This window comes from Pedobacter sp. WC2501 (assembly GCF_052682415.1).
On record NZ_JBQZFI010000001.1, the window covers coordinates 3,078,521 to 3,103,475 of the forward strand.

Annotated in this window: 24 protein-coding genes and 1 pseudogene; 15 read left to right on the top strand and 10 right to left on the bottom strand. The window is 40.6% G+C overall.

What is annotated here, in order from left to right; all coding sequences use genetic code 11:
• Nucleotides 1-2 precede the first annotated feature (2 nt).
• Both ACUN24_RS13220 and ACUN24_RS13225 read right to left on the bottom strand, forming a co-directional pair.
• Nucleotides 3-1,217, bottom strand: coding sequence for a hypothetical protein (locus ACUN24_RS13220; RefSeq protein ID WP_445562897.1), 1,215 nt, complete (start codon nt 1,215-1,217; stop codon nt 3-5).
• Nucleotides 1,217-2,548, bottom strand: coding sequence for a hypothetical protein (locus ACUN24_RS13225; RefSeq protein ID WP_445562898.1), 1,332 nt, complete (start codon nt 2,546-2,548; stop codon nt 1,217-1,219). The genes ACUN24_RS13220 and ACUN24_RS13225 overlap by 1 nt, the downstream gene beginning before the upstream one ends.
• A gap of 404 nt (nt 2,549-2,952) precedes the next feature.
• Here ACUN24_RS13225 and ACUN24_RS13230 point away from each other — a divergent pair, with 404 nt between their 5' ends.
• From ACUN24_RS13230 to ACUN24_RS13245, 4 genes are all read left to right on the top strand, one after another.
• On the top strand, nt 2,953-3,759 hold the full coding sequence (locus tag ACUN24_RS13230; protein ID WP_445562899.1) for an SDR family oxidoreductase: 807 nt from the start codon (nt 2,953-2,955) through the stop codon (nt 3,757-3,759).
• A gap of 71 nt (nt 3,760-3,830) precedes the next feature.
• Nucleotides 3,831-4,754 carry a helix-turn-helix domain-containing protein gene (locus ACUN24_RS13235; protein WP_445562900.1) on the top strand — a complete coding sequence of 308 codons (924 nt, stop codon included), beginning with the start codon at nt 3,831-3,833 and terminating at the stop codon, nt 4,752-4,754.
• A gap of 31 nt (nt 4,755-4,785) precedes the next feature.
• Nucleotides 4,786-5,124, top strand: a complete 339-nt coding sequence (locus ACUN24_RS13240; protein WP_445562901.1) for a nuclear transport factor 2 family protein — start codon at nt 4,786-4,788, stop codon at nt 5,122-5,124.
• An 11-nt stretch (nt 5,125-5,135) separates the two neighbouring features.
• Complete coding sequence (locus ACUN24_RS13245) at nt 5,136-5,456, top strand: MazG-like protein (RefSeq protein WP_445562902.1); 321 nt, start codon at nt 5,136-5,138, stop codon at nt 5,454-5,456.
• A 694-nt stretch (nt 5,457-6,150) separates the two neighbouring features.
• Here ACUN24_RS13245 and ACUN24_RS13250 read toward each other — a convergent pair.
• The 3 genes from ACUN24_RS13250 to ACUN24_RS13260 are packed head-to-tail and all read right to left on the bottom strand — an operon-like array spanning nt 6,151 to nt 8,025.
• Nucleotides 6,151-6,597 carry a hypothetical protein gene (locus ACUN24_RS13250; protein WP_445562903.1) on the bottom strand — a complete coding sequence of 149 codons (447 nt, stop codon included), beginning with the start codon at nt 6,595-6,597 and terminating at the stop codon, nt 6,151-6,153.
• Nucleotides 6,587-7,273, bottom strand: coding sequence for a hypothetical protein (locus ACUN24_RS13255; protein ID WP_445562904.1), 687 nt, complete (start codon nt 7,271-7,273; stop codon nt 6,587-6,589). Before ACUN24_RS13255 ends, ACUN24_RS13250 begins: the two co-directional genes overlap by 11 nt.
• Nucleotides 7,270-8,025 carry a hypothetical protein gene (locus ACUN24_RS13260; protein WP_445562905.1) on the bottom strand — a complete coding sequence of 252 codons (756 nt, stop codon included), beginning with the start codon at nt 8,023-8,025 and terminating at the stop codon, nt 7,270-7,272. Before ACUN24_RS13260 ends, ACUN24_RS13255 begins: the two co-directional genes overlap by 4 nt.
• 144 nt (nt 8,026-8,169) lie before the next feature.
• Here ACUN24_RS13260 and ACUN24_RS13265 point away from each other — a divergent pair, with 144 nt between their 5' ends.
• On the top strand, nt 8,170-10,413 hold the full coding sequence (locus ACUN24_RS13265; protein WP_445562906.1) for a peptidase domain-containing ABC transporter: 2,244 nt from the start codon (nt 8,170-8,172) through the stop codon (nt 10,411-10,413).
• An 11-nt stretch (nt 10,414-10,424) separates the two neighbouring features.
• A complete protein-coding gene (locus tag ACUN24_RS13270) occupies nt 10,425-11,747 on the top strand; it encodes an HlyD family secretion protein (protein WP_445562907.1) in 1,323 nt (440 codons plus the stop codon).
• Nucleotides 11,748-11,774: 27 nt separating this feature from the next.
• On the opposite strand, the gene ACUN24_RS13275 is transcribed toward ACUN24_RS13270, so the two are convergent.
• Together ACUN24_RS13275 and ACUN24_RS13280 are read right to left on the bottom strand one after the other, a co-directional pair.
• The gene (locus ACUN24_RS13275) at nt 11,775-11,978 is read right to left on the bottom strand and encodes a helix-turn-helix domain-containing protein (protein WP_445562908.1); all 204 of its coding nucleotides are present in this window, start codon (nt 11,976-11,978) and stop codon (nt 11,775-11,777) included.
• 48 nt (nt 11,979-12,026) lie between these two features.
• Nucleotides 12,027-12,490, bottom strand: a pseudogene (locus ACUN24_RS13280) (IS982 family transposase).
• A 71-nt stretch (nt 12,491-12,561) separates the two neighbouring features.
• Between ACUN24_RS13280 and ACUN24_RS13285 the strand changes: the two are divergent.
• Nucleotides 12,562-12,732 (top strand): winged helix-turn-helix transcriptional regulator, encoded by a 171-nt coding sequence (locus tag ACUN24_RS13285; RefSeq protein ID WP_445562909.1) that lies wholly within the window; start codon nt 12,562-12,564, stop codon nt 12,730-12,732.
• A 207-nt stretch (nt 12,733-12,939) separates the two neighbouring features.
• Here ACUN24_RS13285 and ACUN24_RS13290 read toward each other — a convergent pair whose 3' ends face one another.
• Nucleotides 12,940-13,263, bottom strand: a complete 324-nt coding sequence (locus tag ACUN24_RS13290; RefSeq protein WP_445562910.1) for a nuclear transport factor 2 family protein — start codon at nt 13,261-13,263, stop codon at nt 12,940-12,942.
• Between the two features lie 18 nt (nt 13,264-13,281).
• The gene (locus tag ACUN24_RS13295; RefSeq protein ID WP_445562911.1) at nt 13,282-14,076 is read right to left on the bottom strand and encodes an SDR family oxidoreductase; all 795 of its coding nucleotides are present in this window, start codon (nt 14,074-14,076) and stop codon (nt 13,282-13,284) included.
• Nucleotides 14,077-14,290: 214 nt separating this feature from the next.
• On the opposite strand from ACUN24_RS13295, the gene ACUN24_RS13300 reads away from it, so the two are divergent.
• On the top strand, nt 14,291-15,193 hold the full coding sequence (locus ACUN24_RS13300; protein WP_445562912.1) for a helix-turn-helix domain-containing protein: 903 nt from the start codon (nt 14,291-14,293) through the stop codon (nt 15,191-15,193).
• Nucleotides 15,194-15,492: 299 nt separating this feature from the next.
• On the opposite strand, the gene ACUN24_RS13305 is transcribed toward ACUN24_RS13300, so the two are convergent.
• Nucleotides 15,493-16,545, bottom strand: a complete 1,053-nt coding sequence (locus tag ACUN24_RS13305; RefSeq protein ID WP_445562913.1) for a response regulator — start codon at nt 16,543-16,545, stop codon at nt 15,493-15,495.
• Between the two features lie 460 nt (nt 16,546-17,005).
• On the opposite strand from ACUN24_RS13305, the gene fumC reads away from it, so the two are divergent.
• The 7 genes from fumC to ACUN24_RS13340 are packed head-to-tail and all read left to right on the top strand — an operon-like array spanning nt 17,006 to nt 24,681.
• On the top strand, nt 17,006-18,439 hold the full coding sequence (gene fumC / locus ACUN24_RS13310; protein ID WP_445562914.1) for a class II fumarate hydratase: 1,434 nt from the start codon (nt 17,006-17,008) through the stop codon (nt 18,437-18,439).
• 31 nt (nt 18,440-18,470) lie between these two features.
• Nucleotides 18,471-19,616 carry a porin gene (locus tag ACUN24_RS13315; RefSeq protein WP_445562915.1) on the top strand — a complete coding sequence of 382 codons (1,146 nt, stop codon included), beginning with the start codon at nt 18,471-18,473 and terminating at the stop codon, nt 19,614-19,616.
• A gap of 9 nt (nt 19,617-19,625) precedes the next feature.
• On the top strand, nt 19,626-21,056 hold the full coding sequence (locus ACUN24_RS13320; protein ID WP_138823015.1) for an anion permease: 1,431 nt from the start codon (nt 19,626-19,628) through the stop codon (nt 21,054-21,056).
• 34 nt (nt 21,057-21,090) lie between these two features.
• Complete coding sequence (locus ACUN24_RS13325; protein ID WP_445562916.1) at nt 21,091-21,756, top strand: succinate dehydrogenase cytochrome b subunit; 666 nt, start codon at nt 21,091-21,093, stop codon at nt 21,754-21,756.
• Nucleotides 21,756-23,666 carry a fumarate reductase/succinate dehydrogenase flavoprotein subunit gene (locus ACUN24_RS13330; protein WP_445562917.1) on the top strand — a complete coding sequence of 637 codons (1,911 nt, stop codon included), beginning with the start codon at nt 21,756-21,758 and terminating at the stop codon, nt 23,664-23,666. The genes ACUN24_RS13325 and ACUN24_RS13330 overlap by 1 nt, the downstream gene beginning before the upstream one ends.
• Nucleotides 23,667-23,687: 21 nt before the next feature.
• Complete coding sequence (locus ACUN24_RS13335; RefSeq protein WP_445562918.1) at nt 23,688-24,434, top strand: succinate dehydrogenase/fumarate reductase iron-sulfur subunit; 747 nt, start codon at nt 23,688-23,690, stop codon at nt 24,432-24,434.
• A gap of 19 nt (nt 24,435-24,453) precedes the next feature.
• On the top strand, nt 24,454-24,681 hold the full coding sequence (locus ACUN24_RS13340; protein WP_445562919.1) for a hypothetical protein: 228 nt from the start codon (nt 24,454-24,456) through the stop codon (nt 24,679-24,681).
• Nucleotides 24,682-24,955 lie beyond the last annotated feature (274 nt).

Genomic DNA, 24,955 nt, shown 5'->3' on the forward strand with positions numbered 1-24,955 from the left:
ATTTATTGGTTTTTAAAATGATCAATGCTTGTTCCGTCGAGGTCGAATAAATCTATGCCATTATCTGTAAAGGCATAATATCCATTCTTGTATCGATATAGTTTTTTAATGTTTTCGCCATGGGCAAGTGCTGCGGTCCAGATTACTTCGCCCGTATTTATGTTCAACCTCTGCAGTTTATACGGAGCATCATCAGTTGCGTTTGCTTTAAACCTGATCAGGAGGACTTCTCCATCTTCATAAACCACCATTGGTTTATAATAGTTTCTGCCTGGGGTGAGGTCTTTAAAGCTGGTGATGCGTCTGTATTCTTTGAGATCCGGGATCACCATACAAATCACATAACCCTGGCCTGTTACATAACTTTTGGTCCAGAGAAAAAATTTCTGAAAAGTCTTCGGGCCGGCTCCGTTGTCGAGGTACTTAATTTTCAGCAACTGGAGCTTATAGCCCGAATATTCGTTTTTGTCTTGCGTAAAGTGGTGATAGGTAACGTTTTTGGCACCTGGTAATAGTGTATTAAAGCCATGAGAAGCCTTTTCATATTTTTCAGCGGTGTAGGTTTTATTGATAATCGGGAAGTAATAGATTGTTTCCTCTTCGCTGGTTACCAGTTCAAGCCCATCGCCATCTTCCGTAAATTTGAGCGACTCCAAACCGTTTTGGGCTTGTGTTATACCTGCAAACATTTCTTTGTTTACCATTTTAACTTCGAGTGCCTCTGTATCCAGTTCGTAAATTTCCTGAGCGGAGATGAGGTAGGTGCGATGATTTGAAAATGTACGAAGCATTGTAGTTTGGGTAAAACCCTTATTGGCTCCTAATTTGATTTCCTTAACTACCGTTTTTTCCAGGGGATCGTAAAAGACAAGATATTTCGTATCCGTTATGGGGCCTGCTTTTTCGTCCTCATATTTTCTCCATTCAACTTTTATCAGCATCGGCTTGTTGGTTAGCGGAGCGATCAGTTCTAAGGTTCCTATACTTCCGCTGATGTATGCATCTTTCTTGATTTCGGTGATTTCACTGTCGGTTTTAACATTGCCGGGCTGTTTATTGTTGTCCGGGCGACATGAAAGGGATAAGGCGATTATTGTTGTTACCAAAATTAGTAAAACGTGATGTAACCGTTTGCCTTGGGTGTGGTATTTTATGGCGAGTGTTTCCACTTCACAAGAGTTTCCAAATTGGACGCTGTTATTTTCACGGTATCCCATTATTTCGCAATATTGCCTTTAAAATCTACCACAAATACGCTATCGGTTCTGGATAATGCCACATAGCCGCTTCTAAAGCGCGAAACCTCTTTAATGATCTGTCCGTTAATTGATGATGTCCATATCGGTTGCCCTGTCTGGGTATCAATTTTCTGCAAGCGGTAACTACTTTTGGGATTGGCATCGGCCTTGAACTGGATAAGCAGATCGTCACCATTTCCATACAGTACCTCAGGGTTGAAGTAGTACCTGCCCGGTGTAATGTCCTTCCAATTAAGCACCCTGCTTTTTTTGATCTGGAAATTACTAACGAGTACTTTTTCATAGGGATCTCTCTCCGTAAACATTCCAGAACCTCTATAGTCTTGTCCCCACGACACATTATCCAGTAAGTCTTTGGGTGCAGCGCCATTATCTTTGTACCGCACTTTTAGCAGCTGCTGTTTTTCATCGGGGTAATCGTTGCTCTTGCCTGTAAAAAGGTAGAGGGTATTTTCTTTTGCATTTGGCAACAACGTATTAAAGCCAGCTTGTGCGTCGTAAAAATCATCCTCTTTATAGATTTTCTTTACCAAAGGATAGAGATAAAATTTTCTGCCATCATTTGTCATGACAATCAATCCATCTCCAAAATCATCATATACAAAAGATAGGGTGGCAATACCTGTTTGTAGTTCCCTGTAGCCACCAAAAAAGCTTTTGGTCACGTTTTCAAGCTCATATTTTGCCGGGTTCACTTTATACAGTTCCCCATCCATAATCAGATAGCTGTTATGATCTGAAAATACTTTGATATCTATTTGCGAACCATTGTATTCGGAAGCGACCAGGCTTTGTGCGGCAAGCTGCTTTTTGGTTGCTAAGTCATAGAATTCGAGGTAATAGCCATCTTTTGTTTTGTCTTTTTCCGCTACGTAGGTTCGGTTTACCAGGCTAATGGCAATCGGGTGTTCCACGTCGGGCTGTGCAGGTAAAAAAGTTTTCGTTTTGCTGGATAAATATTCTTTTTGCGGCTCTGTATTTCCGACAGGCAGGGAATTGTTGACTATCGGAGCGGATTTGGATAACAGACCAGCCAAAATGGAAATTGTTATGATAACAAACACAATTGCGGCTATGGCAATGATAAGCTTCGTTTTTTGAGCACCCAAAGCGGGATTGGCGTTTGCGTAGCTGTAGTTATGGTTGTGGTTATAATTTACAGTGATGTCATCATCGTCCAGGTAATATTCCGTTTGGCAGTTTACGCAACGGTAAACGTCGGGCTTGATTTCAGTTTTGGCAGTGCTACCGCATTGAGGACACTTGATCGCTTTAATTTCTTTCGCCATGAGCGCGTTTATTCATTTGGTCTGAGAACATATTGTTGCAGTTCGTAAAAATTAATGTGTTCTGGAACGATATGAAGGTACAACAATATTATTAAGCAAAGGTTTTAATGCCGGACTGTTGTTTGTAAGATCTATAGAAATTGGACGAAATGCACCTGATTTAGGGCCGCAAAACACAGAAGAAATTTGATTAAATTATCTGATTTCAAAGGGAAAAATGTATTTATAGGCTTTGTAATTTGGCTTAATTTTCAGTTTGGTAAAGTGGAAATAGCAGATTATTTTTAACACCCGTTACAGCTTTAAATCTAAAACGTCATTTTGACTTACCATAATTCGTTTTAGACTAATTTCAGTGTTTATGCAATGCCCACTTTTGTATAGTTCAATCTAAACAAAGAATTATGCAAAAGACAATTTTCATTACCGGAGCCTCATCCGGGCTGGGCAAATCAACAGCCAAATTATTTCATGCAAATGGCTGGCATGTAATCGCAACAATACGCGATCCCGAAAAGGAAAATGAATTGAAGGAACTTCCAAATGTAACCATAGTTCAATTGGATGTTACTGATTCGGAAAAAATCAAGAATACGATATCAGAGGTTTTGAAGTCCCATTCTGTTGACGTAGTATTAAACAACGCCGGTTATGGGTTAATTGGTCCGCTGGAAGCCTTCACAGATGAGCAAATCCAGATTCAGGTACAGACGAATTTATTTGGCGTGATCAATGTTACAAGAGCATTCATCCCATATTTTAGAGAAAGAAAGAGTGGAATGTTCATCAATATTACCAGTACATTTGGCCTAATGGGATACCCAACCTGCTCCATTTATAATGCTACCAAATTCGCTGTTGATGGTTTTTCAGAAGGTTTGGCTTATGAATTGGCACAATTTGGAATTTCGGTGAAAGTAGTGGCTCCGGGTGGAATGCAAACTAACTTTGCAGGAAGATCTCTACAGGCTGGAATGCACGAAGCTTATGCTCAATTGGTGGCTAAGGTTAGTGAAGGTTATAGCGAAGAGCAGATTGCCAATTACACAAAAGCAGAAGACGTAGCCAAAATCATTTATGATGCAGCTACAGACAATAGAGAACAGCTGAGATATATTGCCGGAAATGATGCCAACGGTTTATATCAAGAGCGCCTTGAATTAACTCCGGAAGGACAATTCGAAAAAATTCGTTTCCAGTTCATATTTTAATAGATATGGCCATTTCGTTTCTAATGGATTGACAGGGGAGTGGCTTCTGATGAATTAACTAAATTTGTACAATGAGAAAACATCCTGTCTTATTCGATTCGCTTTCCCAGTTGCATAAGGCGATGGGGCAGGCGGCTCCATCCCATCCGCTAATCAGCGTTATGAATTATGGAGATGCAAAGTTTGATCCAATGGATTTTGAGCATGGCATCATCCTGAATTTTTACAAAATCTCTTTCAAGACGAGTTTTTCAGGGAAACTGAAATATGGTCAGGGATACTACGATTTTGAAGAAGGCGGAATGTCGTTCATCGCCCCCGGACAGCTTTTGAAAATGCAGGATGAGGAAGCGGACTACAGCGGGATGACGCTCCATATCCATCCGGATTTCTTAAGATCCTATCCGCTAAACTCTGGGATTAAACAATATGGTTTTTTTAGTTATTCTGCCGCAGAGGCGCTATATCTTTCGGAAAAAGAAAAAGCAACCATCCTGAGCATTTACAGGTTTATACAGGATGAGCTGAATGAGCGTATTGATAAATTCAGCCAGGATGTGATCATTTCGCAAATCGAGTTGCTGCTCAATTATGCCAATCGCTTTTATGACCGGCAGTTTCTCACCAGGAAGACTTTAAGTAATGACCTTCTTACCGGATTGGAACAGCAATTGGATGACTATTTCAAAGGAGAACGTTCTTTAATCAAAGGGCTTCCTGATGTGAACACTTTGGCTGAAAATCTAAAGGTAACGCCAAGATATTTGAGCGATCTGTTGCGAAATCTTGTCGGATTAAATACCCAGCAATTCATCCACGAAAAGGTGGTAGAAAAAGCAAAGGAATATCTTGCGAAAAATGAACTTAGCATTGCCGAGATCGCATATCATTTAGGCTTTGAGCACCCGCAGTCATTCAATAAGTTATTTAAAAATAAGACCTCCTTTTCTCCGTCAGATTATAAAAAGAGTTTGCTGATTAGATTGAAAGAGTAAACAATCATAGTGATGTGGTAAAAAAGAAAAAATGGACATACAAACTTTTATCACGGAATGGATTGCAGCCAGCAATACATTCAACACAGAAAAATATTTAAGTTTTTATTTACCTGCTGCTATTTTAGATGATCCATCGGTAGGTAGAAAGTTTAAAGGGCATAAAGGAATTCAGCAATATTTTGATGACTACTTTATAGGGTACAATACCCATACAGATCAGGTAGCGCTCAATATAACAGATCAACAAAATGCACATTTGGAAGTTCAGTTTTCTGGTGATTTTACGGAAGGTAAAATTGGAGGAACATTTGAATTCAAATTTGAAAACGGTAAAATCTCTTTTGTTAGCGCCAATTTAATTCACTAAATGATATGTTAATGAGTAAAGAAAATTTTGACGAGATTATCCACAGATCGCTGGAAATCAGAAAAAAGTACCATGAACTAGAGCTGCTGCATCACGGAAGTGAGTGGACAGTGGAAGAAGATGCTTTGGCCTACCTTACTGATGCCGGACTGGTTGGACGCAACATTATGTCGCAACAGCAGCGCTGGCCCAAAGCCGGTTCTGAGACAGAACTGGAACATAAACTTGCTGAAAATATTTGGTGGTTAATTGTGTTGGCCGAGAGGTCTGGAATTGACATAAAAGAGGCGGTTGATAAAATTTTGACCAAAATGGATGTTGCGTTAAAGTAGAAACCTTGAGAAAGTGAGGATAGCATAATCTAAGGGCTTTTGCAATTAAGGGAGGATTAGCAGATTGTTTGAACGCTTTTGACCAGAACATATATTGCGAAGACTATAGTATTTCGCTTGATACATATTAATATACTCAATGGTAGTGTTAAACCTTTATTTAAATATCTAAGAGCCTGTTTAAAATTAAATAAAATTTAATTCGTATGTCAGTCTGAGCGTAGTCGATGACTATTTCAACGCATTAATAAAACACTTCGTCTACGCTACAATTGACAGAATCCATTAGCACGGCCGTCATTCCCGCGCAGGCGGGAATCTTAAAGCACTTGCATTACGATTATTCATGAGTTTACCTCGTTTTCAAAGGCATTCATGAGCACTCCGTGGTTCCCAATCAGGTTGGGAATGACGATTTCTCGCAGCCTATAATTCACTAAAAATCTGTCATTTATATTGATTTTATACAATAAATTATCCCTCAGTGTGACAGAAAAGGGCTATTATATTTGTTATAGAAATTTAAACATGCTCTAAATCAGCCAAAAATCAGCCTCTTTCATATTTTGTTAAAAATAATTTGGATAGTTAATAATCACAATATCACCCGATAATAGCATAGTGAAAGAAAACCGCCGCATCTAAGATAGACGGTCAGAAAAGCCTATTTCATGAATGCTGCCAAATTTTCCGCTTACTTATTCAAACTATATTTTATATCGTAATTCACTATTTTTAAAGTATTGTTTTCCATATAAAAAGTCAGCGTTTCTATGGTTTTATTCAGTGTTCTTTTAACATTGAAAGTCAACGTATATACATTCTTGCTTTCATCGTTACTTACGGTTTTTGTGTGCCATTCAATTAAGTCGGAACTAACTACAGTTCCTTGTTCGTTTGCAATTTTAGTATAGTTTTTTAGTAATGTTTCCCTGCTTAATACATGAAAAAATTTTGAGCTAAACAGACTAATGGTATTCGGATATTGCTGCTTTTTTAAGGCATTATAAAATTTCCCGGATATAGCTTCAGCTTTATTTTTGTCTTCAACATTGTCAGTTGTTGTTGTTTTAACAGTACAACTTATAAAAATTGAAATCAAAATAATCACGAAAAGATATGTTTTTATGTTAATTTTCATTTGAGTGTATAAATAAATTAAGAAGAGATTTAGGCTTTACTTCATAATCATTGGTATTTGGTATCATCACTACGACAAAAAGATTATTTTGTTTTTTAAAAAATAATATTTCTGACGGAACTGCTTTTTGTTTTTTACTTACAAATATTTCAGGATCCTTTTCTCCATTTAATTTTATCGACAAATGGTCTAAAGTTAAGTAATAGTCGAGGGCATCATCATTTATACGCGTCTTGGTTATAGAATCTCCAAATATGGCCAGGTCAATCTGGTTACACTTTTGCATTTTACTTTCAGTGTTTAATTCAAAATTAAATTGATTTAATAATAGAATTGAATTGTAGGTAATACCAAATGCAAGGCGTGACCTGCCTAAATTTATTTTAACCAGTTCATCAATTTTAGATTTATCAGAAATATTGAACTTGGATATGATTATTTTAAATTTTTCGTCGTAATTGAATGTTGCTACCGGTAACCTGTTTTTACTAAAATATGTCAAATCAGATTTAATTAAATCTGATTTTGACTTTAGGAAAATATCGGTATAAGTATCTGTTTTCTTTGGAAGAATCAAAGCATTTGTAATTCTGTGGGTCTTAATGAATGTGAATACACTGAAGATTAAAAATGTAAAAACAAATACGCCTAGAAAATATCTTTTTTTAATTTTCATAAAGGAATACCAACGTTTTCTCCGAGGTTGGTGAAGGATTCCAAGGCCGCTTCGAAAGCTGGTACCAATTCCTGGGTTCCGTATGCGGCTAGTGCCGATGAAATCGAATTGATTGAGTTTATATCAAATTCTGTTACAGATGTCGTAATGGCCCCTCCATTATTTGTTACGGTTGTAATAGCTGCGTTATTATTAAACCCGCCAGGTGTAATGGAGTAAATCGTATTACCAATTCCTATGCCTAACGATAAGCTGCCTTTTACACCAAACGAAACAGTTAATGGACCTTTAGTAATATCAAAACCATCATAATGGCCATCTATAACATTATGGTTTACCGTCATTGATTCACCTTCAGTACCAGATAAGACCCCCTGTTGTAAAGTATTGGTGAGGTTAAAAAGAAATAAGTCAGTATGTGTCTGAGCACCTGTGTAGGATGTTGTGGTTGTAGATCCAGTGCCTCCACCGCCGCCCCCACCGCCAGATGAAAAGTCTCCTCCGCTCAGATATCCACTTCCATAGTCAATTCCACCACCGAACCCTCCGTAGAATCCATAATTAGATGGAAAGCCGTCATAGGAGCTTCCACCTCCACTCGCTGTGATGGTTACCTCATTGAGCGTTCCCCCGTCATAGGTAACTTCATCCTCCATCTGTGCAAAGCCACCCTTAATAGCAAGAACATTTTCTTTGTTAAGCAGTTCGATTTCATCTGCCAACTGGTCAAAGTTTAATTTTTGTTTTTTCATTTTTTTTAGTTTGAGTTGAAAAAAAATAGGTGAGGATATCCGGAATTAAATGTCTATAAGAATTATGAAGAAATCATGAAGGAAAAATACAGGTATGTATTATAAACCGGAAACATTATAATTTGGCTAAATAATTAATCTAAGATGAATTTACGCTCATTTCCAACCGAAAGGCAATTAGATATGATGGACTGTGGTCCGGCCTGTTTAAAGATGATTGCAAAACACTACGGTAAATTTTATTCTTTACAATATTTAAGGGATAAATGTGGTGTAACAAAAGAGGGGGTGTCATTCGATGATATCAGCCATGCAGGTGAAGCCATTGGACTACGTACCTTGTCATTAAAGTGTACTTTAGAGGATTTGCTTGATAAAGTTCCGTTACCGGCCATCATTCATTGGAACAATAGCCATTTTGTTGTTGTTTATGCTGTTAGAAAGCACTCTGAAAGTAAAAGATTTGTTTTAGTATCTGATCCTGCCAAAGGCCATATCAAATATGATATGGCCAAATTTGCTTCCAAATGGATAAAGGCTGGTACAAAAAAAGGGGTATTAATGGCCATTGAGCCTCAGGCAGAATTCTACGAGAGAAACGGTGAAGAAAAATTGAACCGAAAAAAAACACTGGAAAATTTTATAGGCTATTTCCGGCCTTATAAAAAGAGTTTTATTAATCTTTTTGTAGTGATGTTACTGGTCACCATTTTGCAGGGACTCTTACCCTTCATCAGTAAATCGGTAATAGACGTCGGCATTCAGACGCAGGATATAGATTTTATAAATATTGTACTGGTGGCCAATATAGCCATTATTGTAAGTGTTTTACTCAGTAATATAGTGCGCGATTGGATTTTATTGCATATCACCTCAAGGGTAAACATTGCGTTGATATCTGATTACCTCATTAAATTGATGCGCTTGCCCATTACATTTTTCGAGAACAAGATGACAGGTGATATTCTGCAGCGTGCACAGGATAATGAAAGGATCCGGTCTTTCATCATGAACAACTCCTTAAGTATGCTTTTTTCTTCGCTTACATTTATCGTCTTTGGTGTGATTATGTTTATTTATAATCCTATAATCTTCTATATTTTTTTAGCAGGAAGTACGATATACGTAGGCTGGGTTATGGCTTTTTTAAACATTAGAAAAAAACTGGACTGGGAATATTTTGAACTTGTTTCGCAAAATCAAAGTTATTGGGTAGAAACTATTTCGGCCATACAGGATATCAAGATTAATAACTACGAAAAACAAAAGCGTTGGAAATGGGAAAATATACAGGCCCGTTTGTATAAGGTAAATCTAAGGGTGCTTAATATAACAAATACCCAAAACTCAGGCGCACAGTTTATTGACAGCTTAAAAAATCTTTTTATTACCTTTTACTGTGCAAGGGCAGTGATTAGCGGAGACATCACTTTTGGTGTCATGATTTCTATCCAGTTTATTATCGGAATGTTAAATGCACCGGTCGTACAGTTTATCCAGTTTATTATTTCCTTTCAGTTTGCAAAAATCAGCTTTTTAAGACTTAACGAAATCCACCAGCTGGAAGATGAACATGAAAATGTCGGTCAGAACAGTATCGAGCTGCCTGATAATAAAAGTCTAATAATCAATAATGTCGCTTTTCAATATACACCAAACGGAAAGTTAGTGCTGCAGGGGATCAGGCTTATTATTCCTCAGGGTAAGGTTACTGCTATTGTTGGTGATAGCGGAAGTGGTAAATCAACCTTATTGAAGCTGTTGCTACGTTTGTATAAACCCAGTTATGGTGAAATCCGGATTGGGGAGATGAACATCAATAATGTGAGTTTACGTCAATGGCGGGATAAGTGTGGGGCGGTAATGCAGGATGGAAAAATATTCAATGATACAATACTAAATAATATTGTTCTGGATGATGAAACGATAGATTATGAAAAACTAAAAAAGGCGTTAAATACTGCCAATATTGGCCAGGAAATAGAACAGCTGCCTTTAGGATATCAAACCGTAATGGGCGAGCAGGGGCGTGGTTTAAGTGGGGGACAAAAGCAAAGAATATTAATTGCGAGGGCTTTATACAAAAATCCGGATTATCTGTTTTTTGATGAGGCAACAAATTCTCTTGACACCATTAATGAACAAAAAATTACAGCCGGTTTAGATGATGTTTTTAAAGATAAAACTGTTATCGTTGTAGCCCATCGACTCAGTACTATCCGTAAAGCCCATCAAATTGTTGTAATGCAAAATGGTATGATAGTAGAAATCGGCAACCACCATACCTTAATGGAAAAAAAAGGCAGATACCATCAACTTGTACAGTCCCAGCTTGATCTCAGTACGGCGGCAGCTGCCGAAACCATAGTCACATTACCCAATAGTTAATTTCAGTTAGTATGGAAAATTCTAAATTAATTCAGGCAGTCCAAACTGAGAGGAGTGAAGAGGTGCAACATATTATAGAACGGATGCCAACTGGTTTCGGATTCCGCGTTTCGGCAATTGTTACACTTCTGTTTATATTGTTGTTTGTTTTTGGCTGGTTTATACGTTATCCGGATATTGTGAAGGGAGAAATTAGTATAAATACGAAAAACTCTCCTTTAAAACTCATTGCAGGCAGTAACGGGAAATTAAAAATTAACGGAATTAAGTCAATGGATAACGTCAAAGAAGGACAGATACTGGCATACATAGACAATCCAACTAATCCAAGGAGTGTTATTTATATTGATAGTTTACTTAAACTTTATAACCCCAACACAGATAAGATATTAAAAATTAAGGGGAAATTACCCCGCAACTTTTCATTGGGTGAACTTAATACCAAATACTATGCATTTGCAAATAGTTTGCAGGAGTTTGTCAATTATAAACAGGATAGGCTTTTGGATAAAGAAGCTAAAAATTATAAATTATTGCTTAATGAGCAGGTAAATGCGATAGCCACCACATCCAAGCGTGTTGAGATGGCTAAAAACACTTTATGGTATGCTCATAAATTTTACAGCCGGGATTCTACACTATTTACAAAAAAAGTGATTAGCGAATCAGAACTTGATAAAACCCAGATGAGTTATCTTTCCAGTAAAGATGGCCTGCAAAATGCCGTTAACAATTTAATTAATGCCCAACAGGCGGTCCAGCAAACAGAAAGTAAACTACAGGAGCTCGGTATACAGAAACCAGAAAAAGAAAAAGAACTGAGAATTTCTTTAATTTCTGCTTATAATGATCTGGATGATAATATAAAAAGCTGGGAGCAGAAGTACGTTTTTAGGGCTTCTTTTGATGGTAAGGTTCAATTTCTAAAATTCTATAATGAGAACCAGTTTATACAATCAGGAGAACAGGTATTCACTATAGTGCCGACAGCAGCGCGAGTATTCGGGCAAGTTATTCTGCCAGCTCAGGGAAGTGGTAAAATTAAGGAGGGTCAGGAAGTAATTGTTAAGCTGGATAATTATCCTTACATGGAGTATGGTTCAATTACTGGCCGGATTAATTCAATATCTTTAACAACCAGCACTATCAAAACCGAAAAATCAGATATAGACACTTATATGGTATTGGTTGATTTTCCCAAACAGCTAAAAACCAATTATGGAACAGAGCTTGATTTTAAGGCTGAGGCAAAAGGATCAGCAGAGATCATTACAAATGATCGCAGATTGATCCAACGTCTCTTTGATAATTTAAAGTACATCATGAAAAAATAATCTGCTGTCAAGATTAACATCCCAGATCTATCTAGAAAAGTAAAACATCGCCTTTACGATCTGTCCTATTGAACGCTTACCTGTTACCCAGTTAGAAATATCCTCACGGTCGATTCCTATCTCAAAGGCAATCTGTTTGATGCGGATACCCTTTTGTCGCATCTGCTTGTCTATCCATTTGGCATCTACAACGCTCGTTGGTGAAGGAAAAATGGGTTGGGCCTCTACCATGATCTTATGATTTGGCAATAGTTTTATTAACAACCTGAGTTCGATTAATCAAAACGCGAAAATCTGTGATGATTGTTTGGTTTGATAATTAATAGCGGGTTTTTTAGGAAAGAATGGGTATGCGATTAGGACAGCGATAATATTTGAGATAAAATTAGCAAATGACCTATGTCTTGAATGTTCTATCTGGCATATGTTTTTAAGCTCATCATTAACGGTTTCTATCACAGATCTTTTACGGAGCATAATTTTGTCGTTCATGGTCATCAGGCTATTTTTTATATTGTTCCTGATACTGGTAACCAGATGTATATCGCTGACGAACAGTGTTTTGACTAGTTGTTCAGATATATGCCCTTTGTCGGCGAAAAGCTTCCGAACACAGCTTTTAAAAAGCTTTCGTTCTTCAGTGGTTCCCTATCGTCCACATTGGCCTGGGTGATGGCAAAATTTAATATCTCTCCCTTGTCATTGATTACGATGTGTAGTTTAAACCCATAGAACCAGCCCATTGTGCAATACAAGATTTAATGAACTGCAGCGAACGGTAAAAGGAATTTCTGCAAAAATGCTATCGGTATAATTGAAGAAATTAGAAATAAATCAACTGGTGGAAAGGAAAGTGCTGGCCGACCGGTTTCCGGTTATAGTGGAGTACCTGTCCACTGAATATAGTGAATCTTTAAAGGATATCATCACGGCCCTGGTGCAATGGGGTACAAACCATAAAAAGAGAATTACAACTGATAATTAGGGGAAATATAACCGCTTTATCAAAGAGGGTGGACTGTTTTTGAGTTAATTGCACTTTACGAAGGTTTTTTTTCGACCAGTTCAATTAGTTCTAAAGTTAATAATCACAATATCACCAAATAATAGCATAGGGAAACAAAACCGCCGCATCTAAGATAGGCGGTTTTCTGATGTTGTGTGTCATCGTGCCATATATATGGCCAAAATATTATTCAGTCACATTTAGGGAATCGATAAGGTTAGCCTTAAAGCCAAAATTGAAATTCAGCTTTACCGGACTTCCCGGAAAGGTGCCCGAAACATTTGCTGTCAGTACACCGCTTGACCCGGTCTGTTCATATTTGAGCGGTTCCAGTTCAGATTTGTACGCATCCATTGCATGCTGGATCCATTGATGAATTTCTTGTTTGCCATTATGGGTTTTCCCCTCGTCATGAACGATGGCAGATTCGGTGAAACAATCCGCGAAAGCCTTGCTATCGCAATTATGCTGCGTTTCTATGAAACGCGATACTACTTGTGGTAATTCCATGATGATATGTTTAAGTGGTTAAATAGTTGGTACCGTTCCGCCATCGATGACGAAGTTTGTTCCTGTTAGGTAATTGGCTCTTGGCGAGACCAGAAAGCCGACCAATTCGGCCACTTCCTCTGGTTGGGCCGGCCTGCCGAAAGGTATTCCTCCCAATGCATCCATAACACTTTGCTGAGCCTGCTCTATAGTGCTATTTGAATTTCTGGCAATCTCACCCAGCCAGGCTTCCGATGCTGTAGTATTTATCCATCCCGGCGAAACGGTTAGCACACGTACACCTTTTGGCGTAACCTCATTTGATAAACTTTTACTGTAATTGATCAGGGCTGCTTTTGAAGCTGCATAGGGCAATGTGGAATCGTATAGTGGCAATTTGCCCTGGATGGAAGCGATGTGAATGATAACACCATCTTTACGATCGATCATCTGTGGTAAAAATCCCTTATCAAGTCTCACTGGCGCAAGTAGATTAGTTTGCAGGGTCGATATCCAATCTTCATTACTCAATGCTGAAAACCCACCGGCTGGTGTTGTTGAACTGCCAAGGTTGTTTACCAGGATATCCAGCCTGCCATAGGTTGACAGTACCTCGCTGATTACTTTTTCCGCATCTTCTGATCTGCTCAGGTCAGCAGAAACAAAATAAAGTTCAGGATCTGGTTGTTCGGCTTTGTTCCTCGCCGTAATGATCACTGTGGCACCAGCGGCCTTTAAACGTTCTGCAATTGCTTTGCCGGCACCTTTGGTGCCTCCTGTTACAAGGGCGATCTTTCCGGAAAGTTCATTGCTGTAATTGATTTGCTGTGTCATAATTTTAATTGTTATTTTTGACTAAATGGCTTTTGTTTACAATACAAATCTAGGGACTGTGAATGCTTAGAAACATGGCCAGATACGGCCGAAATATGTTCAGATTTCCTTCCCATATTGATGTAGTATTTCAGGTGGTATGATAAATATTGTTATCTTATGTTAACCTGCAGCAAATAGGAAAAACGCCTGGGTTATAGGCTTATTGGTAATCATGAAAAATAAGAAAAAACGTATTGAGGAACTGACAGTTGATTTTCTAAAGTCCCGGCTGGATATCAATACCAAATTTAAGAGCCTGTACGTTTTTGATACCGATTCGCAGGAAATGGATACATCCTTTATGTCGCCATATCGTGCCGATCATAATTCGATTCACCTGATCACTGATGGAGAGGTGAATGTAAAGATCAATCTGCTGGAATACACGCTGAGAAAAAATGATCTTGTATTGTTTACGACCAATACCATCCGTCACTTTGGTACGGTTACCCCAGATTGTAAAGCGACCAATCTACTATTCTCAAATGACTACTTATTAAACTCAGCCATCCCGTCGAAGACCGCAGAGGCTTATGATTACCTGACTGGTATCATTAGCCCGGTGTCCAGGCTCAGCGAAGATCAGGTCGACTTGTTCAAGGCTCAACTCTCCGTACTAGCGCTAAAGATGAAGGACACGCGAGCAAATAGGTTTTATGCGGAGGAGATCTTGCGGCACCTTTTTTCAGCGCTTATTTTCGAGGTTGGTGCATTGTATCAATCAGAGGCCCAGCCATACGTGGTACCTGGCAGCCGGAAGGAATATGTGGTTCATCAATTCCTTAAGCTTGTTATGAAGAAATTTAAAGAGGAAAGAAGTGTACAGGCTTATGCTGACATGCTAAATATCACCCCAAAATACCTGACTACTGCTACACGTGGGCTTACGGGTAAAACCGCGGGAGAACTAATCGATGAAATGCTCATTGTCGAGGCAAAGGTATTATTAAATGAGTCCGGGTTGCCGATCGCACATATCGCTGAATCATTGAACTTCAGTGACCAGTTCGTATTCAGTAAATTTTTTAAGAAACATTGTGGCCAAAGTCCAAGCAGCTATCGTCGTAATGCCTGAGCGCATTCAATCGGTCAGATGGGCGATGGGCACAAAAATTTATTGGCGGGGTTCAAGAATTATCTTTAACTACAGCCCTACCTGGGATAGTGTACGGTAAAATCATCAAATAACTTATTCTTACATCTGTACGTAGCTTTTTTGGGTACGATAATTTTTTTACAGGTAGCGTATCTGTGGATTGTAAAGTACGATGGTAAAATCTTATATATTGCAGACACGGGTTTGAGTTTACATCACACGCCTCAGCCTAATGTTACTGCCCAAATAATTATCCTTTCAACTTTTTCCATTAGGTTTTAATTTTTCATTTTCAATAACCCTTCAAGGTTTAGTACGGTTATGTTTGCTCCAATCCGGTCGATTAGTTTCTCCTCCTTAAAATCAGAGAGGGTTCTGCTAACTGTTTCTGTGGCCATGCAGGCCATAGCGGCAAGGTCTTCCCTTGAAACGATAAACGAGTTTTGCTCTGGTATATTTTGGTGATATAACCTTAAGATGGCACCGGCCATTTTTTTACGTACCGATTGATAAGCCAGCTGGAGTAGCTGCTCCTCTTTTTCCTGGTTATCACTCGATAGGAAGTTGATAAACTGCCTGGCCACTTTCGGATATTGAAGGAGTAAAATTTCCATCTGATCTAACGGGATGAAGCAGATCTCGCTATCTTCAACAGCGGTTGAGGTATCGGTATAAGCGGTACCACTCAAAATGGCATTTATCCCAATGTAAGAGCCTGAAACATGCATACCTGTCATCAGCTCCCGGCCGTCCTGCGCGAGTTTTATTGTCTTTACCTTTCCGCTATGTACCAGATAAAGACCTTTTCCAAAATCTCCCTCATAATAAATTACCTGTCCTTTTTTGAATCGTCTTTTTGTTTTGCCTTCGATTAATTTGTAAAATTCCGAGAGTCCATCGGTATGAGATACCAATATCCTGAACTCGTCAGAAACGGTATGGAGGACCTTATCCTGCGCTTCCTTTTTTCTTATTCTAATGTCAATTGCATTCAGGAGTTCCATGTCGTCAAAGGGTTTGATAAGATAATCATCTGCGCCCAGTTCCATTCCCTTTCGCAGATCCGTGTGTTCGGCCTTGGCGGTGAGAAAAATAAAAGGGATTCCTAAAGTTTCGGCATGTTTGTTCAGTATATAAAGTACCCCGTATCCATCCAGTTCGGGCATCATAATGTCACACAAAATAATATCCGGGAGTTCATTAAGGGCCATATCGACCCCTATCTTACCATTTTTGGCCTCAAAAACGGTGTAATTTGCCATCTTAAGTATCTCTGCTATACTTTCACGAATCGCCTCATGATCTTCAATAATCAGTATTTTTTTGCTCATTTTGATGATTATTGGGGAAAGATAAGTGATTACAGATAAATAATACCCTTAGGCAAACACGTGAATTGCAATTCGTTTCGTCCTGCAAGATGGGCGCACTTACGTCACGTAAAGGGCAAGGTACTCATAATTATCTAAGGTGGGTGATGAACATCATCTTTACTTTGGTGCCTTGTCATTTAGCCCAGCCCCCTTTAGGTAAGCTATTTTTATAGAATTTATTGTAAACAGGTAGCAGCAAAACAGTCAGCTCGTATGGCAATTATCCAATTGTAACCGGTTCAGTGATGTTTTATGTACGTGATGTCCTCTGGAATGGAGATGGTGAACCGGAAAGATTTAATGATAGCTATATTTCTTCTGTAATTTTCTTGATTCACATCACTCTTCCCCGTGACTGCCATCATGGTAGGCTCGTATTATCCTGGTCACTTTTACAGCATATCTTAAATCAAGCCATATGCCTACTCAACCAGTAATCAATCAAATTCCAGCATTAAGAAAAGCGCATGACAGTATGGGCGATGTTCAGGTCCCGCTGAACCGTTACTGGGGCGCCCAGACCGAACGTTCACGAAATAATTTTAAGATTGGTCCGGAAGCATCTATGCCCGGAGAGATTATTGAAGCTTTTGGTTATCTGAAAAAAGCTGCGGCATATGCCAATAAAGATTTAAATGTACTTTCAACTGAAAAACGAGATCTGATTGCAAAGGTGTGCGATGAGATTACTGATGGTAAGCTTTACGGAGAATTTCCGCTTGTGATCTGGCAAACCGGTTCCGGAACTCAGTCCAATATGAATGCCAATGAGGTAATCTCCAACCGAATCCATGTATTGCAGGGAAATGAAATGGGCAAAGGTGAGCTGTTTGTTCACCCAAATGACGATGTAAATAAATCCCAGTCTTCTAACGATACTTTCCCAACGGCAATGCACATTGCTGCCTATAAAATACTGGTCGATGTGACCATACCCGGCATTGAAAAGTTAAGGGATACACTTCATGTTAAATCTGAGGAGTTCAAAGATGTGGTGAAAATTGGCCGTACCCACCTGATGGATGCTACCCCCTTAACACTCGGCCAGGAAATCTCCGGTTATGTTTCCCAGCTTGATCATGGGCTTAGGGCGCTTAACCATACCTTAGACCATCTTTCTGAAATAGCACTTGGGGGCACCGCAGTAGGTACTGGCATGAATACGCCGGGTGGATATGATGTTGCCGTTGCCGCATATATATCGGAATTTACCGGTTTTCCCTTCCGCACGGCAGATAATAAATTTGAGGCTTTATCTGCTCATGATGCCCTGGTAGAAAGTCACGGCGCATTAAAGCAGATCGCAGTGTCGCTGATGCATATTGCCAATAACATTCGGATGCTGGCCTCTGGGCCAAGGTGTGGTATCGGCGAGTTGCACCTCCCTGAAAATGAACCCGGCTCCTCTATTATGCCCGGTAAGGTAAACCCTACACAGAATGAAGCGGTAACGATGGTTGCCGCCCAGGTAATGGGCAATGATGTGGCCATCACTGTTGCGGGATCCAGCGGGCAGTTTCAGCTCAATGTATTTAAGCCTGTAATGGCCGCAAATTTTCTGCAGTCCGCGCGGCTTATCGGCGATGCCTGCTGTTCATTTAATGAAAACTGTGCAATGGGCATCAGCCCGAATTATGACGGCATTAAAAAACACCTGGAAACCTCTCTCATGCTTGTAACAGCTTTGAATCCGCATATCGGATACGACAATGCTGCAAAAATTGCAAAGTCAGCATTAAAGGAAAACAAGTCTCTGAAGGAAGCCGCAATCAGTCTTGGGTTGGTCACCAGCCAACAATTTGATGAATGGGTAAGGCCGGAAGATATGATTGGCGCAATTAGCCAAGCGTAAGCGCATTGATAAAAATCTCAAAACAGTAATTATGAAACAATTTTATTTAATCCTGTTCCTCGCCTTCAGTATGCTTTTCGCTTCCGCACAGCAAAAAGACCAAACCCGGTTAAGTGACACCCTGAAAAATTATTCTGCATATAAACGTAAACTCAGCTTTGCGGGTGTGTTGCAAACGCGTTATGTGCTTTCTATGGATAAAGATGTAGACATTAACGGCAAAAACTATGATCCCGCAATGGCTAAGGCAATATCTAATACCTTTATGATCAAGCGGGCCAGGGTAATGGTTAAGGGTGATATTAATGATCATTTTTCGGCCAATATACTGGCCAATCTGGCTGAGTTTAATAGCGATCCGACCAACAAGGTGTTGGAAAATGCTTACATCAAATATTCTCTTAATGAATATTTCCACATTCAGGCGGGGCAGTTCCGCCCTTTTTTCGGAATTGAAGATGCCGTGGCAGTAGATATTATCCGAACACTCGACTTTTCCAACCAATATTATGCTTTCGGAAAAAACGGCTGGCAGAGTTTTCAAACCGGACTTTCTGTATTGGGTAACGTGATTCCGGGAGGAAAACTCAGGTATTTTGCCGGGGCATACAATGGAAACAATAAAAACCAGCCCGCCGATGACAATAACACCAAGAACTTATATGGCAGGCTGGAAGCCGATTTGATGAAAGACTTTACCATTGGCATTAACGCAGGCTCGGGAAGTTTAGCTTCCAGTGGTATTGGCAAAGCTTATGGAGCCGATGCTACCGCCAAGATCGCACTAAACAAAAAATTCGACCTGCTTTTAATGGCTGAATATAAGGAAGGAGCAAACTTTATGGCCTACAATGCCGACAAACAGATTGCCCGCCCTGATCTGGAAGAATATCAGATGCAGGGGTTTTATTTTTTTCCAACGCTCCGTTACAACCATGAAAGCAAAAGATTGCGGGCGGTGGAATTTTCCTGCAGGTACGAATATTTTGATGAAAATTACAAACTGGCCAGCAATCCACGCCAGACCCTTATCCCCAATGTGTCACTGATTTTTGCCGATGATTTTTATGCTGCCCTTCAGCTTGGGGTAGCTATAGACAAGTTCAAAAAAGAAGTGCCCTTAAGTACAAATTACAACCATAGCCTTGGCTATGTTCAGTTACAGATACGCTTTTAAAAAAATATTATGAAAGAGATCAATTTTAAATCGCTTATTATCACCCTTGTGGTTGGCGTGGCCATCTGGTTTATTCCTGTACCCGATGGGGTTAAGCCGAATGCCTGGCATTTGCTGGCTATTTTTGTTGCCACCATTGTGGGGATCATTTCTAAAGCTGCATCCATGGGTACAATGGCCATAATCGGCATTACCCTATGTGCAGGAACCCAGGTATTGGCGCCGGGCGATCCGGTTAAATCCATTCAGAATGCATTAAGCGGTTTTGGTAATTCCACCATCTGGTTAATTGGTCTTGCTTTTTTTATTGCAAGAGGTTTTATCAAGACGGGCCTTGGTACCAGGATCGCCTATAGTTTTATCAGGATTTTTGGTAAAAGTCCATTAGGGCTGGCTTATGGTCTGAACACGGCTGATCTGATATTGGCTCCGGCCATTCCAAGCAATACCGCGAGAGCAGGGGGTGTGATCTTTCCGATCATGAAATCCATTGCAGTGAACATGGGTTCGGTTCCCGAAAAACCAGAAACACATCGCAAGATCGGTGCATTTTTAACTTTAAGCAGTTACAATGCAAATATGATTACCTCGGTTATGTTTCTGACTGCAACTGCCAGTAACCCGATGGCGCAAAAGTTTGCAAAAGATCTCGGTGTCACCATTACCTGGGGAAGCTGGGCCATTGCAGCACTGGTTCCCGGATTGGTCTGTTTCCTTTTGGTTCCGCTTTTTCTTTATAAAGTGTTTCCACCAGAACTTAAGGAAACCAAAGAAGCGCCGGCCATAGCAGCCAAACAGCTAAAGGAAATGGGACCGATTACGATAAAGGAATGGCTGATGGTCGCAACCTTTATTATTCTTCTGGTGCTCTGGATATTTGGAAACCTGTTTGCCATAGATGCCACAACCGGCGCGCTGATCGGTCTTTGTATTCTGCTGTTGTGCGGGGTATTGACCTGGGAAGATGTCAAATCTGAAAAAGGCGCATGGGATACCATTGTCTGGTTTTCTTCCCTGGTAATGATGGGCTCATTTCTGAATTCACTTGGCTTCATCGGCTGGTTCGGCCACCTGGTGGGCGGGCAAATGGCACATTTGAGCTGGCAACTGGCTTTTCCGGTCATCATACTGGTATATTCTTACTGTCACTATATGTTTGCCAGCGCTACTGCACAGGTAGCGGCTATGTATTCGGTATTTCTTGCCGTCGGAATTGCCGTTGGTGTACCCGGAACTATGCTGGCCATATTTTTAGGTGCCTGTGCATCGTTGATGGGTTCGCTGACACATTATGGTCATGGCCCTGCACCGATATTTTTTGGAAGCACCTATGTCGATCTTAAGGACTGGTGGAAACAGGGCTTTTTTATGAGCGTGCTGTTTTTGTTGGTCTGGTTTCTGGTTGGCGGGGTATGGTGGAAGGTGATAGGTCTTTGGTAGCGATGGTTCGGAGCAAAATTATTTTATACACGATATGAAACAAACGACTTTAATATACAAACTGGTTATGGCCACAACAGGACTTTTCCTGTGCTTCTTTCTGGTGATCCATCTGCTGGGAAACCTACAGCTGTTATTGCCCGAATCGCAGGCCAGAGAACAGTTCAACTGGTATTCACACCTGTTATCCGGGAACATTCTGATTAAGATCATATCCTATATACTTTACCTTTCGTTGATTGGACATGCCCTTTATGCATTGCTGATCACCAGGAAAAACCTCAAAGCTAGCGGAATAAGGTATGCTTATGATAGGAGAAGCAAGGTAAGTTCATGGAACAGCCGTAATATGGGGTTACTTGGAACAATCATTCTCCTATTTTTGATCATCCATTTTAAGGATTACTGGTATGTGTACAAGTTTGGCAACCTTCCATTGGATGCAAAAGGGAATAAGGATTTGTATGCCATTGTAGTCAGTTCGTTTCAGCAGGGATGGTATGTACTGATCTATGAAATCTCCTTTCTGGCTCTGGGATTTCATTTGTTGCACGGTTTCTTCAGTGCCACTCGTACCCTGGGGCTTTATCATCCTAAATATGCAAAAGCAGTCCGCGTTTTCGGTTGGATATATACGCTCGCAATCACTTTTGGCTTCATGCTGATTCCAATTTACATTTATTTTAATCTCAATTTCTGATGATGGATCCAAGAATTCCAACAGGCGATTTAGCTGATAAGTGGAAAAATTATAAAGACAGTTCTAAACTGATCAACCCTGCAAACCGCAAAAAACTCGACATTATTGTTGTGGGGACAGGTCTTGCTGGCTCCTCCTGTGCGGCTACGCTCGCTGAGCAGGGCTACAATGTAAAATCTTTTTGCTTCCAGGATTCGGCTCGAAGAGCACATTCGGTTGCTGCACAGGGCGGGGTAAATGCGGCGAAGAATTATAAAAACGATGGCGATAGCGTTTACCGCATGTTCTATGATACGATTAAAGGTGGTGATTTCCGCTCGCGGGAAGCCAATGTTTACCGCCTCGCTGAATGTTCACTTGCCCTGATCGATCAGGCTGTAGCGCAGGGTGTGCCTTTCGCCAGGGAGTATGGCGGTTACCTGGGCAACAGGTCTTTTGGAGGCGTACAGGTTTCACGAACTTTTTATGCGCGCGGGCAGACCGGGCAACAACTCATGATTGGAGCCTATCAAGCGCTGATGAGGCAGGTAGCTGAGGGGAAAGTGAAAACGTATACCCGCCATGAAATGCTTGACCTTGTTCTCATCGATGGAAAAGCCAGAGGCATTATTGCCCGCAACCTCGAAACCGGGGAGATTGAACGCCATGCTGCCCACGCTGTAGTTTTGGCTACAGGTGGCTACGGAAAGGTATATTATCTTTCTACACTGGCGATGGGTTGCAACAGTTCTGCCATCTGGAGGGCCCATAAAAAGGGTGCTTATATGTCGGGAGTGAGCTGGATCCAGTTTCATCCAACCTGTTTGCCCCAGATTGGAGAAACCCAGTCTAAGTTGACGCTGATGTCAGAATCGCTGCGGAACGATGGGAGAATCTGGGTACCCAAAAAGGCTGGTGATGATCGGGTGCTGAACGATATTCCGGAAGACGAACGCGATTATTATCTCGAACGCCGTTATCCAGCTTTTGGTAACCTTTCACCAAGGGATATTTCCTCCAGGGCGGCTAAAGAGCGCATTGATGCCGGTTGTGGCGTTGGGCCAATGAAAAATGCCGTTTGTCTTGATTTTTCAAAAGCAATAAAGGAACAGGGCAAAGATAAGATTGAGGAAAAATATGGCAATCTTTTCAGGATGTACGATAAGATTAACGGGGTAGATGCCTATAAAGAACCTATGCTGATTTCGCCCGCTGCACACTTCACTATGGGCGGGCTCTGGGTAGATTATGATCTCATGACCACTATTCCCGGACTATTTGCCCTGGGGGAGGCCAATTTTTCCGATCACGGTGCTAACAGGTTGGGCGCCAATTCTTTGCTCCAGTCCTGCGTTGATGGCTATTTTATTGCCCCATACACCATTCCAAATTACCTTTCGGGAGAACTTAAGTCTGAAATAATTACAACCGATCATCATGCATTTGCAGCAGCTGAGCAGTTGGTTAGGGAACAGCTTTCCAGGTTTTTAAACCTCAACGGACATCTTTCCGCCGATCACTTTCATAAAACCCTTGGTAAGCTGCTTTATGATAAATGCGGGCTATCCCGGACCAGGCAGAGTTTGGAAGAGGCTATTGTAGACCTTCGGAAACTCAAAAAATCCTTCGATCACGAATTGAAAATCACTGGAGATGATCAGGTGAATTCAGAGTTGGAAAAAGCAGGTCGTGTTGCCGATTTTCTGGAACTGGGCGAACTGATGTGTTATGACGCCCTTCAAAGGGAAGAATCATGTGGAGCCCATTTCAGGGAGGAATATCAAACTGCTGATGGAGAAGCTGTGCGCAACGATGAGGATTTTTGTTACGTTTCTGCCTGGGAATGGAAAGGGGAGGGCGTGAAACAGGAATTGCATAAAGAACCCCTCATTTTTGAAACCGTAAAGCTTACCGTTAGAAGTTATAAATAGTTAATTGTTAAAATGTTGGTTATGAAATTACATTTGAAAATCTGGCGTCAGGAGCACAGGTCGGCTAAGGGAGATATGGTTGCTTATGAAGTTGATAATATCTCACGGGACATGTCCTTTCTGGAAATGCTGGATCTGTTAAACGAAAGTTTAATCCAGAAAGGAGAACGGGTTATTGAATTTGACCATGACTGCAGGGAAGGCATCTGTGGCGCCTGTGGCATGATGATCAATGGCCGTGCACATGGGCCGCTGAAAGGAACAACTACCTGTCAGTTGCACATGAGAAGTTTTAAAGATGGACAGACCGTTTATATAGAGCCTTTCAGGGCAGCATCTTTTCCTGTATTAAGGGACCTGAAAATTGACCGTTCGGCCTTTGATCACATTATCCAGGCGGGTGGCTATATTTCTGCCTCCACTGGTCAGGCCCCGGAATCAAACAGCATTCCGGTTGCACATGGAATTGCGGAGGCAGCATTCGATGCAGCTGCCTGCATAGGATGCGGTGCATGTGTGGCAACCTGTAAGAATTCGAGTGCAGCGCTGTTTACCTCAGCCAAGATTTCCCATTTGGTACTTTTGCCCCAGGGCAAACCGGAATCAGCAGGCCGGGTAGTTGATATGGTTAACCAGATGGATTCGGAAGGCTTCGGTCACTGTTCCAACACCGAAGCATGCGAGGTAGAATGCCCACAGGAGATTTCTGTATTGCACATCGCACGTATGAATTATGAGTATGGTAAATCATTGCTTTTAAGAAAATAGACAGTTAATAATCAGCATCATGTATAAGTTAGCGTTAGCTCACAGAATAGAGTTGGAAACCCGAAAACGGCTTCACGCTGTGAATGCGGAAGCATTTACAATTTTCAACTCCTGCATTACTTTCTTGCCTCAAAACCTGGAAGTAACCCTTTATCCCGACCCGGAATTATATGATATAGATGCTACTGAATTGTTTCGGAAGCAATTGCGTGATATTCATCAGCATGTTAAAGAAGATTTAATGTAGTATTCGAGGTAAACATAAGCCAGAAACGGCCTGACTGACTTAATTGTTTAACATGTGAATATCGGTTCATATAAAAACAAGAAACGGCCTAATGGCTTGTAAGTACCAATTTTTCCTTACCCTGCTGATTGATACTTAACCCGAGTTCAAGTTTTTTAATCCTGGCTCCGGTTTTTTTATTTCCTATTGATTTTCGCTTTGATAAAATGATTATTAAGAATCATTAATTTATTAAGTTTTGGAAAGCACAAGTCAGCCACAACAGCTCCCCAAC

What these genes read in the sequence shown, in the direction of transcription:
- ACUN24_RS13300 (WP_445562912.1), top strand. Translation starts at nt 14,291, where the DNA reads ATGAAAAATAAGAAAAAACGTATTGAGGAACTGACAGTTGATTTTCTA.
- ACUN24_RS13225 (WP_445562898.1), bottom strand. Translation starts at nt 2,548, where the DNA reads ATGGCGAAAGAAATTAAAGCGATCAAGTGTCCTCAATGCGGTAGCACT.
- ACUN24_RS13250 (WP_445562903.1), bottom strand. Translation starts at nt 6,597, where the DNA reads ATGAAAATTAACATAAAAACATATCTTTTCGTGATTATTTTGATTTCA.
- ACUN24_RS13220 (WP_445562897.1), bottom strand. Translation starts at nt 1,217, where the DNA reads ATGGGATACCGTGAAAATAACAGCGTCCAATTTGGAAACTCTTGTGAA.
- ACUN24_RS13340 (WP_445562919.1), top strand. Translation starts at nt 24,454, where the DNA reads ATGTATAAGTTAGCGTTAGCTCACAGAATAGAGTTGGAAACCCGAAAA.
- ACUN24_RS13240 (WP_445562901.1), top strand. Translation starts at nt 4,786, where the DNA reads ATGGACATACAAACTTTTATCACGGAATGGATTGCAGCCAGCAATACA.
- fumC (WP_445562914.1), top strand. Translation starts at nt 17,006, where the DNA reads ATGCCTACTCAACCAGTAATCAATCAAATTCCAGCATTAAGAAAAGCG.
- ACUN24_RS13275 (WP_445562908.1), bottom strand. Translation starts at nt 11,978, where the DNA reads ATGGTAGAGGCCCAACCCATTTTTCCTTCACCAACGAGCGTTGTAGAT.
- ACUN24_RS13330 (WP_445562917.1), top strand. Translation starts at nt 21,756, where the DNA reads ATGATGGATCCAAGAATTCCAACAGGCGATTTAGCTGATAAGTGGAAA.
- ACUN24_RS13325 (WP_445562916.1), top strand. Translation starts at nt 21,091, where the DNA reads ATGAAACAAACGACTTTAATATACAAACTGGTTATGGCCACAACAGGA.
- ACUN24_RS13245 (WP_445562902.1), top strand. Translation starts at nt 5,136, where the DNA reads ATGAGTAAAGAAAATTTTGACGAGATTATCCACAGATCGCTGGAAATC.
- ACUN24_RS13305 (WP_445562913.1), bottom strand. Translation starts at nt 16,545, where the DNA reads ATGAGCAAAAAAATACTGATTATTGAAGATCATGAGGCGATTCGTGAA.
- ACUN24_RS13270 (WP_445562907.1), top strand. Translation starts at nt 10,425, where the DNA reads ATGGAAAATTCTAAATTAATTCAGGCAGTCCAAACTGAGAGGAGTGAA.
- ACUN24_RS13230 (WP_445562899.1), top strand. Translation starts at nt 2,953, where the DNA reads ATGCAAAAGACAATTTTCATTACCGGAGCCTCATCCGGGCTGGGCAAA.
- ACUN24_RS13315 (WP_445562915.1), top strand. Translation starts at nt 18,471, where the DNA reads ATGAAACAATTTTATTTAATCCTGTTCCTCGCCTTCAGTATGCTTTTC.
- ACUN24_RS13235 (WP_445562900.1), top strand. Translation starts at nt 3,831, where the DNA reads ATGAGAAAACATCCTGTCTTATTCGATTCGCTTTCCCAGTTGCATAAG.
- ACUN24_RS13320 (WP_138823015.1), top strand. Translation starts at nt 19,626, where the DNA reads ATGAAAGAGATCAATTTTAAATCGCTTATTATCACCCTTGTGGTTGGC.
- ACUN24_RS13265 (WP_445562906.1), top strand. Translation starts at nt 8,170, where the DNA reads ATGAATTTACGCTCATTTCCAACCGAAAGGCAATTAGATATGATGGAC.
- ACUN24_RS13295 (WP_445562911.1), bottom strand. Translation starts at nt 14,076, where the DNA reads ATGACACAGCAAATCAATTACAGCAATGAACTTTCCGGAAAGATCGCC.
- ACUN24_RS13290 (WP_445562910.1), bottom strand. Translation starts at nt 13,263, where the DNA reads ATGGAATTACCACAAGTAGTATCGCGTTTCATAGAAACGCAGCATAAT.
- ACUN24_RS13335 (WP_445562918.1), top strand. Translation starts at nt 23,688, where the DNA reads ATGAAATTACATTTGAAAATCTGGCGTCAGGAGCACAGGTCGGCTAAG.
- ACUN24_RS13260 (WP_445562905.1), bottom strand. Translation starts at nt 8,025, where the DNA reads ATGAAAAAACAAAAATTAAACTTTGACCAGTTGGCAGATGAAATCGAA.
- ACUN24_RS13255 (WP_445562904.1), bottom strand. Translation starts at nt 7,273, where the DNA reads ATGAAAATTAAAAAAAGATATTTTCTAGGCGTATTTGTTTTTACATTT.